This window comes from Pontibacter indicus (assembly GCF_900156345.1).
GTDB classification, from domain to species: domain Bacteria; phylum Bacteroidota; class Bacteroidia; order Cytophagales; family Hymenobacteraceae; genus Pontibacter; species Pontibacter indicus.
Window position 1 is genome coordinate 949,123 of sequence record NZ_FTPP01000002.1, and the last position, 14,890, is coordinate 964,012.

Consider the following 14,890-nt stretch of genomic DNA (forward strand, 5'->3'; position numbering starts at 1 on the left):
ATTTGTGTTAAAGGTACCCCAGAGGGGATACGTTGCTTTACAGTTAAATTTCTGATTTTATTACATGTCTACCAAAACGGAGATCAATCTCAAGAACAAATTAAAGGAAGTTTTTGGGTATAATCAATTTAGGGGCAATCAGGAGTTGATAATAAACAACATTATCAACGGAAAGAACACCTTTGTGATTATGCCGACCGGCGCTGGCAAGTCGTTGTGCTACCAACTGCCTGCTCTCTCGCTGCCGGGAACTGCCATCGTTATCTCGCCGCTGATCGCCTTGATGAAAAATCAGGTGGATCAACTGAACGCTTTCGGGGTGAATGCCCAATTCCTGAACTCCACGCTTTCTAAGTCGGAGATCAACAAAGTGAAGAAGGAAACCCTGGCCGGTGAGGTAAAGCTGCTCTACGTGGCGCCGGAGTCGCTGACCAAGGAAGAAACAGTTGAGTTTCTGCGCGCGTCCGATATCTCCTTTGTAGCCATCGACGAAGCACACTGTATCTCGGAGTGGGGGCACGACTTCCGTCCGGAGTACCGCCGCATCCGTGGCATTATCGATCAGATCGGCAACCTGCCCATCATCGCCCTGACAGCCACCGCCACGCCGAAGGTACAGCTCGACATCCAGCGCAACCTGCAGATGGACGAGGCTTCGGTGTTTAAGTCGTCTTTTAACCGCACGAACCTGTACTACGAGGTGCGCCCCAAGCATAACACTAAGAAGCAGGTAATACAGTACGTGAAGAAGCACAAGGGCAAGAGTGGTGTGATCTATTGCCTGAGCCGCAAAAAAGTAGAAGAGATCGCGGAACTGCTCCGCGTGAACGATATCAAGGCGCTGCCTTACCATGCCGGTCTGGATGCCAATGTGCGCATGGCCAACCAGGACGCCTTCCTGAACGAGGAAGTGGACGTGATCGTGGCTACGATCGCTTTTGGTATGGGCATCGACAAGCCAGACGTGCGCTTTGTGATTCACTACGACACGCCGAAATCCATTGAGGGTTACTACCAGGAGACAGGCCGCGCCGGTCGTGATGGCCTGGAGGGTAACTGCATCATGTTCTACAGCTACGACGACATCATCAAGCTGGAGAAATTTAACAAAGACAAGCCGGTAACAGAGCGCGACAACTCCAAGCTGTTGCTGCAGGAGATGGCTGCCTACGCTGACTCGGCCGTGTGCCGCCGCAAGCAGCTGCTGCACTACTTTGGCGAAGCCTACGAAAAAGACTGCGGCTTCTGCGACAACTGCCTGCACCCGAAAGAGCGCTTTGAGGCGCAGGACAAGGTCCTGCTCGCGCTCAAAACAATTCAGCAGACAGGCGAGCGCTTCAGCATCGAGCACAACACCGCCGTGCTGACAGGTCTGCGCAACCAGTATGTGAGCAGCTACGATCACGACAAGCTGGAAGTGTTTGGCGCCGGCAAAGAGCACGATGCCCAGTTCTGGAGTTCCGTGCTGCGTCAGGTGCTACTGTCGGAGTACCTGGAGAAGGACATCGAGCAGTTTGGCATCGTGAAGCTCACTCAGAAAGGGCTTGACTTTATCGCCAATCCGCACCCGATCCAGCTGACCAAAGACCACGATTATGAGCAAGAGGTAAAAGCAGACGAGGAGAAGGAGGAAACCCAGGCCGCTGCAGGCCACGACGAAGTACTCTTCGATCTGCTCAAGAACCTGCGCAAGAAACTGGCTAAGGAGAAGAACCTGCCGCCTTACGTGCTGTTCCAGGATCCTTCGCTGAAGGAAATGGCCACCGTATACCCGACTACCCGCGAGGAGTTGGCGCACATCGCCGGTGTAGGTATGGGCAAGGTGCAGAAGTTTGGCAAGCCTTTCCTGGACCTGATTGGGAAATATGTTGAGGAGAACGACATTGTGACGGCCGCGGACGTGGTGGTGAAGACCACTGTGAACAAGTCGAAGATCAAGATCTACATCATCCAGCAAATCGACAAGAAAGTAGACCTGGAGGAGATTGCCTCTTCCAAGGACCTGACCATGCAGGAACTGATCGAGGAGATAGAGCACATTTGCTACTCAGGCACCAAGCTGAATCTGAACTACTACATCGACAACATTCTGGACGACGAGCGCCAGGATGAGATATACGACTACTTCATGAACGCCAGCACCGACAACATCGCGGTGGCGCTCAAGGAGCTGGGCACAGACGACTACAGCGAAGAGGACGTGCGCCTGATGCGCATCAAGTTCCTGTCGGAGTACGCGAATTAATTTGGTGCTTGCCGATGGTTTGTTGATTATCAGCAGCAAGACTAACAGGTATAGAAAGACCGTTGTATACATGCAACGGTCTTTTTTATTTTAAGAGGCGTAGGCCAGGAAAGTAAAAACAAAGGTTTGTGCTATACGGCCGAGTATAAATTTATAACTTCGCACAGCGCTTTAAATAAGGCTGATTAAAGCAATTAACAACCAGCAATTAGCAATTAGACTATGAACGTACTGATAATAGGCTCCGGAGCGAGGGAACATGCACTTGCCTGGAAACTGAGCCAGAGCCCATACGCCGAGCAGATATTTGTGGCACCCGGAAACGCAGGCACAGACGAGTTTCATACGAGCTGTGCCATCGACATCCACAACTTCGACGAGGTTGCCAAGTTTGTGACGGATTTCAACATCATGATGGTGGTGGTAGGTCCTGAAAACACCTTGGTAGAAGGTATACACGACTACTTCCAGGAGAAGGACTTTCTGCGCGATGTGCTGGTGGTAGGCCCTAAAAAGCTGGGCGCAATGCTGGAAGGGAGCAAAGACTTCTGCAAAGCCTTTCTTCAGAAGTACAACATCCCGACGGCGCGCTACGAAACATTTACCGAGGAAAACTACCGCGAGGCGGTAGAGTACCTGCGCTCACACAGCTACCCTGTGGTGCTCAAAGCCGATGGCCTGGCTGCCGGCAAGGGCGTGATCATCGCGCAGACTTTCGACGAAGCCATTGAGAGCCTGGAGGCCATGCTGCGCAACCACAAGTTTGGCAAAGCAGGCAGCAAGGTGGTGATCGAAGAGTACCTGCAAGGTATAGAGGTGTCGGTGTTTATCTTGACGGACGGCAAAGAATACGTGCTGCTGCCGGAGGCGAAAGACTACAAGCGCATTGGCGAAGGCGATGCGGGGCTGAACACAGGAGGTATGGGCGCTATTTCGCCGGTTCCGTTTGCCGACGAGGCCTTTATGCAGAAGGTGCGCGAGCGCGTGATTGAGCCAACCATACGCGGCATGCAGGCCGACAACCTGGATTACACTGGTTTTCTGTTCATCGGTCTGATGAACGTGAACGGCGACCCTTATGTGATCGAGTACAACGTGCGCCTGGGCGACCCAGAGACAGAGGCGATTCTCCCGCGCATCAAATCCGACCTTTTTGAACTGTTCCTAGCGCTGCACGACCACAAGCTGGGCGATTTCAAGCTGGAGATAGACCCGCGCACAGCTGCCACGGTGTTCCTGGTGTCGGGTGGTTATCCTGAGGGCTTTGACAAAGGCAAAGAGATTTCCGGCCTTGGACAAGCGGAGCCGGATACCCTGGTGTTTCATGCCGGCACGAAGCGTGTGGACGATAAGATCGTGAACAACGGGGGCCGCGTGATTGCGGTAACCGGGCTAGGCGACACCATGGAAGAGGCGCTGGCCAAAGCCAACAAGGCAGCCGAAGCGATTACATGGACCGACCGCTACTACCGTCGTGACATCGGCTTTGACCTACAGAAGCAGCCGATGCGCTAGGTAGGCTGTACCTGAAAATAACAAAGGCCGGTGTTTCGCGAAACACCGGCCTTTTTGTTGAGATCAGCTCAGAGCTTAGCAATAAGCCTCGAAAGCGCCCTGCAGGTTGTCTACAATGCGGTTAAGCTCGTTGCCCTCGATGTGGTAACGCTCGATCATGTGCACCAGTTCACCGTCTTTGAACAGGGCGATAGAAGGAGACGATGGTGGATAAGGCAGCATATACTCTCGCGCCTTGGCTACGGCATCCTGCTCCATACCTGCAAACACCGTGATCATCTTGGAAGGGCGCTTCTCAGAAGAGGCAACCGCCATCTTCAGAGCTGGGCGGGCCTTGGAGGCAGCGCAACCGCAAACAGAGTTCACCGCAACCAGCACCGTACCTTCTTTCGACGATAACACCTGCTCTACTTCTTCGGCGGTCATCAGTTGCTCGAAGCCTGCAGAGGTCAGGTCTTCGCGGATCGGAGCGACCATATATTCAGGATACATTCCCATGATTATCAGCTTTTAATTGAAAGATAATTGACACTGCAAAATTAAACATAATTCTGCAGAAAGGCTAAAAATGAGAAGTGTAACACGGGATAGGGAACTTAAAATATATCTTTTTGTATAGTTTTTAGAATATGCATTTTAGCTAAACAGAAGGCCAACGAGTAGGGTATACAACCTTATTCCGTTATGCCATGCGTGTGCCTGGATTAGGCTGTATGGCAGCTGGGATTTCATGCGACCCTTGGCTTAAGGACCTAACTATGCAACCACACAACTACCCTCATCCTTTTGGCATGAAGAAACTCCACCAAGTGGCTTACTTTTACATGCCAGCCAACGAGGAGCGGCCCGCCGAGCTCATCCAGATCCTGAACTGCGACCGCACCCACATTCACGTGCCCATGCGGGAAGAGGACGTAACGCTGGACACTTTCTTTGTGCGCGACATGACGGAGGCCGAGATCCAGAACTTTAGCGGCAACCAGACCTGGCAGATATTTTCGCATTGGGGAGAACTGCACGAGGACCACGTGCGCTACAAAGTGAGCAGAAAGGTACTGGGAGAACTGGAGCAGTTTAAACAGAAGTTTCCTTTGGGGGAAAGTATAGCGGCGTAAAGAGTAGGGAGTTAGCCACAAGGTATAGCTAGGTACAAATCAGGAAACAATTCAGAATAGACTAAATAAAAAAAGCCCGCCTTGACTATATTACACCCTTGATAGTTATCAATTAATAATATTATCAGGGCAACGCAGCGGGAGACAGCTACTATAGTATCAGGTGGTAACAAACATATAGATAGTATATTCCTTGCGGGTATACTATCTTATTTTTGTGTTGTTACAATCGCAACTGCAAGAATTAAGATTAATGTGGAGTTTCCTGTTAATAGCTTTCAGTTAACATTGCTTTTACATTACTCAGCACCTCTTCAAATTTGCTAACGGTAGATGGATGAAGAGTTTCTTTAGTTATTTCGTTCGCCTCCACCTTAGATAGGAATAATCTCCCAAAAAGCTCTTTTCCCCCATTCTCCTCAGCGATTATACTTAAAGAAGTTGTATCAGGATTTTTTAGTTCTGGGAGAACTTGTCTGAAATCTTCATAATGAAAAGCATCTTCTATTCCGTCGCATCCAACCAATGTGTAAATCTTCTTTCTAGCTTTGGAATCATCGTTCAAGAAGAACTGCTTTTTAATCTTGTTGTATTCCCTTGTGCTATCTTTTTTATCAAAAACTATAACCCAATTAAGACCCCAACCTATACAAAGCTCCATAAGGAGATGCACTTGAGAAACACCCATCGAAGGAATGAAATGGTAATCTGAATCTGGATCTAGAAGCTTTTTCATTGCTGTAAAATAGTAGAAGTCAGATATTCCTTCTAGAATAACGTTTTCTCTATTAACGGCTGAAAAATTGTGAGCAATATCTAATCCGATTGCATCGATAATTGGTCTCAGAGCATCCTTCTTATTTACAGCTTTATTCGTAGTGATTTTCTCAACAGTTGTTCCTGCGGCTTCGCTGTTTAAAACAAGTCTCACACGATGAAGTTTCTTAGGATTTATTAGATGAGAAGAATGAGTAGAATAAATGATTTGGTGTTTTTGGGACAGTTCTTCAAAAACACTTATCATATCACTTTGAGCTTTTGCGTGTAGATGTAGCCCTGGTTCATCAAAAAGAATTATAAGCGATTCGTTTCGATTGCTTTCAGCAGTTAAATGTAGATAGAAAGATAAAAACCACTTGAAGCCTTGACTTCTTTGGCTAGGGTTTAAATATTCACCAGGTTTTGATTCGATATAAAACTTTAAATAAGAAGCAGATTCAGCTTTTCCTTGATAGTGCTCAATATGTATTCTAGTACCATTCTCAATACTAATTCTTTGTTTCCATCTATCATTAAAGTTGGCTGTTAATTCTCCTGCATTTTTATGTTGACTTTGTTTTCTTTTTATATCAGAAAGGGTGTCTAACGTTGTAAAATCTGTTTTTAGAATATTTTCTACATTTTTAACAGCTTGATAACCATTCGACTTTTTCCTCTGCATTAACGACTCAATAGAAATTTCGTCAGGAAGTAAATCACAGAAGTCATCAAAGAAAATAACTTTGGGGCTACAGTTCTCAAGCAAATACTCTGCAAATTGGGAAAGTAATCTTTCGAAAGTTATTTCAAGTTGCTGATATAATGAATCGTAACTTTCTGCTTCTGCTTCATTATCATCCTCTGCATATATTGTACAGTTATCAATCTCAGTGATTAATGTATTTACAACTTCGTTAGTAATCCTTTTGGTAGAATCCTTCAACTGCCCTAATAAAAATTCTAATAAGTGTGAGGTTTTAGACTTGGGGATTTTTGTTTCATATTCAGTGACGGAAATAAAGCTTCTTTCTATAACAATTTCTTTAAACCCTAAGAAGAATGATTGCAATATTTTTGACTCTTCAAAGTATGATTTGATTGGTGTTTTATCTGTGTTCTCCAAATAAAATTGCCATTCGATAGATGGAAATTGTTCATCTTCATTTAACCTTATAGAATCCTTTTGCAATGACCCTTTATAGAAGTCATAAAGGGCACGAAGTAACGAGCTTTTCCCCGATTCGTTTTGTCCGGCAAGTACTGTTATATTATCGGAAGATGATAAATCACACCTACCGCTATCTATTATAGATTTGTAATTCTTTATTCTGAAATACTTTAGCTTCATAGAGTATAATGATTAGCTATTCAAATATAGTTATATAAGTATAGATTTAATAACCAGAATAACTTCTAAGTTGAAAAGAAGTGAAGTAGATAATAAAGGAAGCCAGAAAAGAGCGAGGAATCGCTCGAGTGTACCGTATTTGTACCGCGGAAATGAAGAAAGGCTTCTAAATATTTGATTTAGAAGCCTTTTTATTAAAGTGATGTGGTCGCGAAGGGACCTAACACGGGTTTATCAGGGTGAATCACTGTGAATCATCAGCAATCAAAAAGTGGTTTTTAAGGCATTTCTTACACACTTTCTTATTCAAGCTTAATCTTCAAGATTCACATCAGTCAGAGAAGTTGTACCGCGTAGTGTACCGCGTTTGTGCGTTTACCAATTTGTTTGCTCCAGATTTATTATATTATCATATAAGTCTGCTAAGGGTATAATCATTTCACCTGTACCACATGAGTCGTGTATTAGCATGTGAAGTTTCTTTTGCTCGGTAAATTCTGTGGTAATAGGTGTCTTAACTCCTAATTCAAATTCACCTATAGTTAAAACTTCATCAGGAAATATTGGTGAAAGACCGTGAAAGGAAATAGAGCCAGAATTAGCATCTGGTTGGTTATGATTGTAATTACTGTTTACTCTAAACTTTACAGAATAATCTCTAAAGTTCAGCTGAACAATTAGCTTATAATCTTTCTCAATAGCTTTGCTAATATTTTTGACTTGAAATTTCAAGTCTAAATATGCAATTGATTCATTTTCATCATTTGTTTCAAACTTGATTTTTGGTGATGAAAGGATATTGTGAATTACAAGTTCAGTTTTGTCTTTTCTATTATATAAGTTTCGGATCTCATATTCTTCCATCTGTACAGATTCAAAATTATATCTCTTATAAAACTTTTTATCTGAAGTCATATGTGGAGCTGAAGAGCTTTCAGGGATTTTTATGACATAAATAGATTTATGAATATCATTATCAATCCTCACTGGAATAATCTTTAGATTTTCAATTTTTCTTTGAATTCTTGTTTGGATGATTTGCTCTAACCATTCTTTAGTGTAAGTGTTGCCATCTATAGGTGAAAATGAGCTTGCTTTGTGGTTTACTTCATTTATACCATAGATTATCATCCCTCCTGCAGAATTAGCGAATGCCGAGACGTCTTTGGCTATTTCAGCTTTCTTCTTATCTGTAATATCTATACTTCCAGCAGCTTTAAAATCCAGATTAATCGATTCTTCTACTCCTAAAGTAATTAGGCTTTGTAGGTCGTCTTCTGTTATTATATCCTTATCGAGAATGGAAATCATAAAATATAGCTTTTAGTGATTTTAATAGGAGGAAGGTATTAGAGCTTATAAATTTAAATAAATGTTTTGGTTTATAATTTCAGCCTTAAGAATAAACCGTTCTAATAACTAGTAAAATATATATATAATAAGCACTAAATTCTTAGATTTGATTCTTGTCAATCTATTTATGCTCAATATGGCTCAGCTCTACAATCCTATATTTTCTCAGACTTATCTCGACTCAAAAACTGCGAATTTTCACTTAAGTCAATATCCAGATTTAAGTAAGAAACTAGATGAAATTGATAAGTGGCAAAAGGGGATCAGAAGTGGAAGAATAGTGAGACAAAAGGAAGAAGAACTTAAAGCAGAGTTTTTGAACACTTTCTTCGGTGAGGTACTCGATTATCCATACAAGTCTGATGAAACACTGTGGAATCTTAGTATAGAGAAAAAATCAAATATTGATGGTACAAAAGCTGATGGAGCATTAGGATACTTCTGGTTATTTGGAAATGAAATCAAGGCGGACGTACGAACTGTAATTGAGTTGAAGGACGCTCGTACAGATCTAGATAAGCCTCAGAATAGATTAAATGATAAGAGAAGCCCTGTAGAACAAGCATTTAGTTATGTGTCCAAATCCGGGGGCCATTGTAATTGGGTAATCGTAAGTAATTTTACAGAAATACGCCTTTATCATTCTTCAGATCAGAGTAGATATGAAAAGTTTGAAATATTGAGGCTTCTAGAAGAGAAAGAACTTCTTCGCTTTATGTTTCTATTGCATAAAGACAGGCTACTTACTAAATCTGGAGATTCGATAACAAATTTACTATACAAGGAAAGGCAAGCAGAAGAGCAAAATATAAGTGATAAATTTTATAAACACTATAAAAAGGCTCGCGTTGATTTGTATCATCACTTGCAAGAGCAGAATCCTGATGTCGACGGATTAGTTATACTGCAAAAAACACAAAAACTGCTTGATAGGGTTACGTTTGTGTGCTTTTGTGAAGACTTGAATATCATTCCTAAATATACTTTCAGAAGCTTATTAAAAGCTGTCAAAGAAGACAAATTTAATCGTAACGATACAAAGATTTACGAGAGCGTTAAAGGGCTTTTTAAAGCTATAGATGAAGGTTATCCTGAAGAGAATATAAACAAATTTAACGGAGGTCTATTTGCACAAGACTCTGTACTAGATAGCTTACAAGTTAAGGATAGTACGCTTGAGTATGTAATTAATTTAGAAACATATAATTTCTCGTCAGACTTAAATGTCAATATACTTGGACATATATTTGAACAAAGTGTTTCAGACATTGAAGAGTTAAAAGCAGAAATTAAGGGCGAAAGTTTTGATGAATCTCAGGGTAAACGGAAGACAGATGGCATTTTCTACACACCAGACTACATCACACATTTCATTGTAAGAGAATCCATAGGAGGTTGGTTACAAGAACAGCAGTACGAAATTGGGTTTAGTAATTTACCAGAATTGAATGAGGTTGATTATCAGAGTATTAAATTTGATAAAAAACAGAAACTTGTAACGAATAAGAATATAGAAAAACATATTATTGCTTGGGAAGCATACAGAGAAAAGCTCATAAACATAAAAGTTTTAGATCCTGCTTGTGGTTCTGGTGCGTTTCTTAATCAAGTATATGATTATCTGTTTCAAGAGGGGCAAAGAGTTAATAAAGAATTAGCAAGATTACGAGCAGGTCAATTCGAAGCTTTTGATTTGGATAAACATATCTTAACGGAAAACATATTTGGGGTAGATCTAAATGAAGAAAGTGTTGAGATAACAAAACTTAGTCTTTGGCTTAAGACAGCAAATAAAGGAAAAGAACTTACTACACTTGATGCAAACATAAAATGTGGTAACTCAATTATTGAAGATTCAACAGTTGCTGTAAGTAAAGCTTTTAATTGGCAGGAAAGCTTTCCAGATGTATTCAATGGTGGAGGATTTGATGTAATTGTAGGGAATCCTCCTTATGGAGCTAAGCTTAATGTTTCCGAAAGGTCTTATATTCAGAATAGATATAATTGGGTAAGTAAGAATATAGAAATATATTCTGTATTTCTAGAGAAAGCAATTGAGCTATTAAAGCCAAAAGGCATCTTTGGGTACATTATTCCAGTGTCTTGGCAGAGTAACGAGGCATTTCAAAAAAGCAGAGATCTAATTGAAGCAGAAGGCGAGCTTTTGATAGGAATTAAACTTCCATATGATGCATTCGAAGATGCATATGTTGACACTGGTATTTACGTGATTAAGAAAGGTTCTAATAAGGTTTATACATCCAGTGTATATGAGTTCAATGAGCGAGCAAAAATTAATAATCTATCTCTAGCTAATATAGAATATAAGAAGTTGAAAAATAGTTACTGGCAATCTTTAGCTAGTAAGAAGCTTGTATTTAATCCATCTTATTATGAGTTAATAAATAAGATAAACCAGAATAAAAGGACTTTATCTGAAATATCTAATTCAATAAGAGGGGTATTGCCAGCTCCAACAGATGTTTCGCAGTCATATGTACAAGGGTACAAAAAGTATTTGTCTGGCAATGTCTACAGATATATGCTTGATAGAAACTTTAGCTGGATAAAATATGGAGATAATCTTCGAGAAAAACCTAGTGACTACAGCTATTTCACAGGCGAAAGAATTTTAATTAGGAGACTAATTAATAGGCAATTTAGATTAATGGCAACTTATGCAGAAGATGAATTTGTCAATAAGAAGGATATATATAATATTAAGTTAACGACTGAGGATGAAGATATTTATTATATTCTTGGGTGGTTAAACTCTGCATTAATATCTTTCATACTTACGAAGGGTTCAACAACTGCTTCAAAGGATGACTTTTCACAACTCACACTAACTGATGTCAGAACTTTAAGAATAGTAGAAGGTAAGCATAAAACTAAAAAGGATATTGCTGATAATACTAAAGTAGCACTTGAAAAAAACAATGAGCTTTCTATCCTAAGTAATAACTTTTTGAACTTATTGAATTCTGAACTTGCAATTAAAATAAGTAATAAGTTATTTAAATGGTATGGTATTGATAATAAGGAGTTTATATCTGAGCTAACAAGGCTGAATAAGAAGTTAACACTTAGTCAAAAGTCTCAGTGGTTATCTTATTTTGATTCACAGCAAAAAGAAGCTCAAGAATTGCTTTCAACAATAGGTATAGTTGAAAGTAAGATAGATGAACAAGTGTATAAACTGTATAATTTAACAGATAGTGAGAGAAGTATAATCGAAAATGCTTTGTTCCCTATCAATGAAGAAAAGTTACTTCCAGAAGTAAGCGTAAAGTAATAGTAAAATATATATTGAAAGCCTATCTCATAATTGGGGTAGGCTTTTTTTTGTTCGCAATAGTCTGGTTAATAATAATTTATATCTAAGATGTTAGCTTCTTAAATTTTAAAGGGATAGTTGCTTTGACTTACTCAATAGGGTTAAATAAGAGCAAAAATGAGTGTCTTTAAGGGTGATTTTAACTCTTTATAAGATATAAAAGCAATTATTTAAAGAAGAGTAATTAGGGAAAATGGGAATCGAACAGAATTTAAAAGGAGGTCGTAGTAACTGTAACACTAGATATATATATTATGAACATCAATTTTTATCTCAAAGGAAAAGCAAGCAAAGGTGGTACAACACTTACTAAGAAAGCTAAGCAAAGCATAAGAACTACTATAGAATTAAGAATGCGGTATGAGGGGCAGCCATTTGTTTATGGTACTAAGATCCATGCGACCGGGTCAGAATGGGACGAGAAAAGGCAAAGGTTCAAACCACAGTCTTTAAAAGTCCACCACAACGAACATCTAGAACATTTAGCAAAAGAAATTGAAGGATTATATATCCAGAACAAAACAAAGGGGATCAGTTTAACGCGCCAGCAGTTCAGAGATCAGGTACAACGACACTTAAACAAAAGCACTAAGGAAAAAACATTCTTTGATTACTTAAAGCAAGATTATACAGAAGCAAAACATCTTACAGCATCTCCGAGAGAGAGAATAAAGAAATCAACAGTAACAAAGTATATATGTGCAGTAAAGCATCTGGAAATTTACCAGAACGTCAGAAGGGCAGAATTAACTTTTGACTCAATGACAAAAGATTTTTATAATGATTTTGTAAGCTACTTTACATACGAATACTTCTACACTAAGAAAGATAAAACGATTGTAGGACTTGATGATAGTACAATAGGCTGTACAGTAAAAAACTTAAAAGCATTTCTTAGCTGGGCAGAGCAAGAAGGACTGCATAGTAATACAGCGTATAAAAGGTTTAAAGTGATGAAAGCCGAGAAGGAACAGATTATTACTTTAAATGATGACGAGTACAAGCAACTATTAGATGTAAATCTAGGAGACGACGAAAAACTGCAGCAGGTGAGAGAAATTTTTGTTCTTGGTATTGCGGTAGGAGCTAGGGTGTCTGATTTACTAGCTTTAAAGCAAAAAAACATAGTTTATAAGGGGGGTGATAGTTTCATTGAGTACATACCCGAGAAAACGATAAAACACCGTTCAAAATCACTTTCAGTACCCATTTTCGATAATGAAGCATTAGCTGTTATTAAAAAATACGAGGGACAAAATGAAAATTTGCTTCCAAAAATATCACAACAGGATTTTAATAAGCTGATTAAAGTAATAGGTAGAAGAGCTCAGATTACAGATAAAACTAATAAAACAAAGACGAAGGGAGGTAGAGAAGTTATTGTCGATGTTTTACCGAAATGGCAGATGCTCACATCACATTGTATGAGACGGACATTTATTACAAGAGCACTTAAAGCAGGGTTATCAATACAACTGGTAATGGAATGCTCAGGACATACAGATTACAAATCATTTCAACGATATATAGATTTTTCAAATTCAAAAGACAAAGCTGATGCATTCAAGAAATGCGCTGACAAGTCTACAGTAATGAAAGTAGCTTAGTACTACTTATCTGCTTAATACATAGTAAACAGCTATAGGATATTTAGCTGTAGAGTGAGATCGTAACAAAGGCTGAATAGCCTAAAAAGACTGTACAGAGATGTGGCGAAAGGCTGCATTTCAGCTGTAGGTAAGTGCCTCAGCAACGCTGACAATAAAAATCAAAAATTATGTCTGTTCAGCAACAGTTAAACACAGCAACATTACAACTAGTACAACTAAGTTTAGAAGAACTCTCAACGATTATCTCAAATCAAGTTTCTGCTGAGCTTCAAAAGCTTCTACCACAGCTGCGAAGTACAATAGAAGGTGCTATTAACCAGGATAAAATCTATTCGAGACAAGAAGCAGCGGATAAGCTTTGCGTATCACCTACTACTTTACACAACTGGAAGAAACGGGGTTTACTTGTACCAATGCAAGCAGGAAGAAAGTGCTTATACACAGCAGTGCAGCTAGAAGCATTTTTGAATCAGAGAGAAATAGGTAAGCGTCCTTACTAATATCTCTTTCTCCAATCAATCATTTTTAGAACTGTAAAAGTGCATCAGTGGCTTAAATGCTGCTGATGCCACTCACTGTGTATGTATAAATACGGGTACGATACGCTCAAAGCGTTTCAGAGAGAAGATCATAGTAGGCGGTTAAGCCTAAGGTTAAATAGAGAATTTAAGCGCAATAAAAGCTATAAATACAGTCACAATAATGCAGATATACGTTTATCGTTTCCTAACGGTATGACTTGTGTATCTTTTAGTTTTCCAAAGCTCTTGTTTGGCGGTAATAATCTGGAGCTGGCTGGTATTAATGAAGCAATTGAAGCTGTGGATGTGATGTCAGAGTTGTTAGGACTTGATTTCTCTGAGTTTGGCACTTCAAGACTCGATGTGACTAACAATATTCTTAGCTCAATCAAGGCTAAGGCATTTGCAGAGCACTTAAGGCAGCCTCCATATTTTAAAAGCTCTACTTTAAAAAGAAATGGAGTTTACTATCATACAGCAAAAAGACTAGCTGATTCAGGTAGAGTAGTATTGTTTTATAATAAGGAGGAATATGTGCGCATCGAGACGAGGCTTATAGGTAAACCTGAACTAGGTATCCATGCTTCAGATCTTTTCAGAAATCATCTGAAACACGAGCCTCTAGTTTCAGAGTTGCTCAAGGAAAGCTTTTACGTTAACAGCACTTATTACTTGTATGATTTAATAATGTCTGCTAATCCTGAGAAGCAAAAGAGTAAGAAAGTAAAAGAAGAAAGCAAGGTAATATTTAGTGAGCTTAAGTCATCTCTTGATGCAAACTTACAGTACACATTACCCAGTCAATTTTTAAGGTAGTGTATGTTAAGGATAGAAATGTTTGTGTTAAGGATAGAAATGTTTGTTAAAATGGTTTGAAAAGCTTTGATAAAAGGATGTGCGAAGGGTTGAAATAGGGGAGAGAATAAGGATTAAGAAAGGAGACAAGAACAATAACAGAATAGATAAGCGATTATTGGAGGGGGATAAGATAGTAATCAATAGCAATCGAATAGTAAAGAAGGTATTGATTATAAGAGAGGAACAAACAATACATTTTAACGCAATTTTAGCGGCCTTAAAACAAGCG

Annotated in this window: 10 protein-coding genes; 7 read left to right on the plus strand and 3 right to left on the minus strand. The window is 39.8% G+C overall.

What is annotated here, in order from left to right:
* Positions 1-64 precede the first annotated feature (64 nt).
* Together recQ and purD are read left to right on the plus strand one after the other, a co-directional pair.
* Positions 65-2,245: a DNA helicase RecQ gene (gene recQ / locus B0B12_RS12995; protein WP_076669439.1), complete on the plus strand. Its 2,181-nt coding sequence runs from the start codon at positions 65-67 to the stop codon at positions 2,243-2,245.
* 222 nt (positions 2,246-2,467) lie between these two features.
* Positions 2,468-3,760: a phosphoribosylamine--glycine ligase gene (gene purD / locus B0B12_RS13000; protein ID WP_076669440.1), complete on the plus strand. Its 1,293-nt coding sequence runs from the start codon at positions 2,468-2,470 to the stop codon at positions 3,758-3,760.
* A gap of 75 nt (positions 3,761-3,835) precedes the next feature.
* Here purD and B0B12_RS13005 read toward each other — a convergent pair whose 3' ends face one another.
* Positions 3,836-4,252: a BrxA/BrxB family bacilliredoxin gene (locus B0B12_RS13005; protein WP_076669442.1), complete on the minus strand. Its 417-nt coding sequence runs from the start codon at positions 4,250-4,252 to the stop codon at positions 3,836-3,838.
* A 266-nt stretch (positions 4,253-4,518) separates the two neighbouring features.
* On the opposite strand from B0B12_RS13005, the gene B0B12_RS13010 reads away from it, so the two are divergent.
* Positions 4,519-4,875 carry a hypothetical protein gene (locus tag B0B12_RS13010; protein WP_076669443.1) on the plus strand — a complete coding sequence of 119 codons (357 nt, stop codon included), beginning with the start codon at positions 4,519-4,521 and terminating at the stop codon, positions 4,873-4,875.
* A 268-nt stretch (positions 4,876-5,143) separates the two neighbouring features.
* Here the strand turns inward: B0B12_RS13010 and B0B12_RS13015 are convergent, their stop codons facing one another.
* Positions 5,144-6,982: an ATP-dependent nuclease gene (locus B0B12_RS13015; protein ID WP_076669445.1), complete on the minus strand. Its 1,839-nt coding sequence runs from the start codon at positions 6,980-6,982 to the stop codon at positions 5,144-5,146.
* 375 nt (positions 6,983-7,357) lie between these two features.
* A complete protein-coding gene (locus tag B0B12_RS13020; RefSeq protein ID WP_076669447.1) occupies positions 7,358-8,293 on the minus strand; it encodes an AlbA family DNA-binding domain-containing protein in 936 nt (311 codons plus the stop codon).
* A 178-nt stretch (positions 8,294-8,471) separates the two neighbouring features.
* On the opposite strand from B0B12_RS13020, the gene B0B12_RS13025 reads away from it, so the two are divergent.
* From B0B12_RS13025 to B0B12_RS13040, 4 genes are all read left to right on the plus strand, one after another.
* Entirely contained in the window at positions 8,472-11,630 is a 3,159-nt protein-coding gene (locus B0B12_RS13025; protein ID WP_170871862.1) for an Eco57I restriction-modification methylase domain-containing protein, read from the plus strand.
* A gap of 296 nt (positions 11,631-11,926) precedes the next feature.
* The gene (locus tag B0B12_RS13030; protein ID WP_076669450.1) at positions 11,927-13,279 is read left to right on the plus strand and encodes a tyrosine-type recombinase/integrase; all 1,353 of its coding nucleotides are present in this window, start codon (positions 11,927-11,929) and stop codon (positions 13,277-13,279) included.
* A gap of 170 nt (positions 13,280-13,449) precedes the next feature.
* Positions 13,450-13,782, plus strand: a complete 333-nt coding sequence (locus B0B12_RS13035; RefSeq protein WP_076669451.1) for a helix-turn-helix domain-containing protein — start codon at positions 13,450-13,452, stop codon at positions 13,780-13,782.
* A 234-nt stretch (positions 13,783-14,016) separates the two neighbouring features.
* Positions 14,017-14,619, plus strand: coding sequence for a hypothetical protein (locus tag B0B12_RS13040; protein ID WP_170871863.1), 603 nt, complete (start codon positions 14,017-14,019; stop codon positions 14,617-14,619).
* The last annotated feature ends 271 nt before the right edge of the window (positions 14,620-14,890 follow it).

Coding starts and splice junctions, on each gene's coding strand:
- recQ (WP_076669439.1), top strand. CDS start 65: ATGTCTACCAAAACGGAGATCAATCTCAAGAACAAATTAAAGGAAGTT.
- B0B12_RS13040 (WP_170871863.1), top strand. CDS start 14,017: ATGACTTGTGTATCTTTTAGTTTTCCAAAGCTCTTGTTTGGCGGTAAT.
- B0B12_RS13020 (WP_076669447.1), bottom strand. CDS start 8,293: ATGATTTCCATTCTCGATAAGGATATAATAACAGAAGACGACCTACAA.
- B0B12_RS13010 (WP_076669443.1), top strand. CDS start 4,519: ATGCAACCACACAACTACCCTCATCCTTTTGGCATGAAGAAACTCCAC.
- B0B12_RS13015 (WP_076669445.1), bottom strand. CDS start 6,982: ATGAAGCTAAAGTATTTCAGAATAAAGAATTACAAATCTATAATAGAT.
- B0B12_RS13025 (WP_170871862.1), top strand. CDS start 8,472: ATGGCTCAGCTCTACAATCCTATATTTTCTCAGACTTATCTCGACTCA.
- purD (WP_076669440.1), top strand. CDS start 2,468: ATGAACGTACTGATAATAGGCTCCGGAGCGAGGGAACATGCACTTGCC.
- B0B12_RS13005 (WP_076669442.1), bottom strand. CDS start 4,252: ATGTATCCTGAATATATGGTCGCTCCGATCCGCGAAGACCTGACCTCT.
- B0B12_RS13035 (WP_076669451.1), top strand. CDS start 13,450: ATGTCTGTTCAGCAACAGTTAAACACAGCAACATTACAACTAGTACAA.
- B0B12_RS13030 (WP_076669450.1), top strand. CDS start 11,927: ATGAACATCAATTTTTATCTCAAAGGAAAAGCAAGCAAAGGTGGTACA.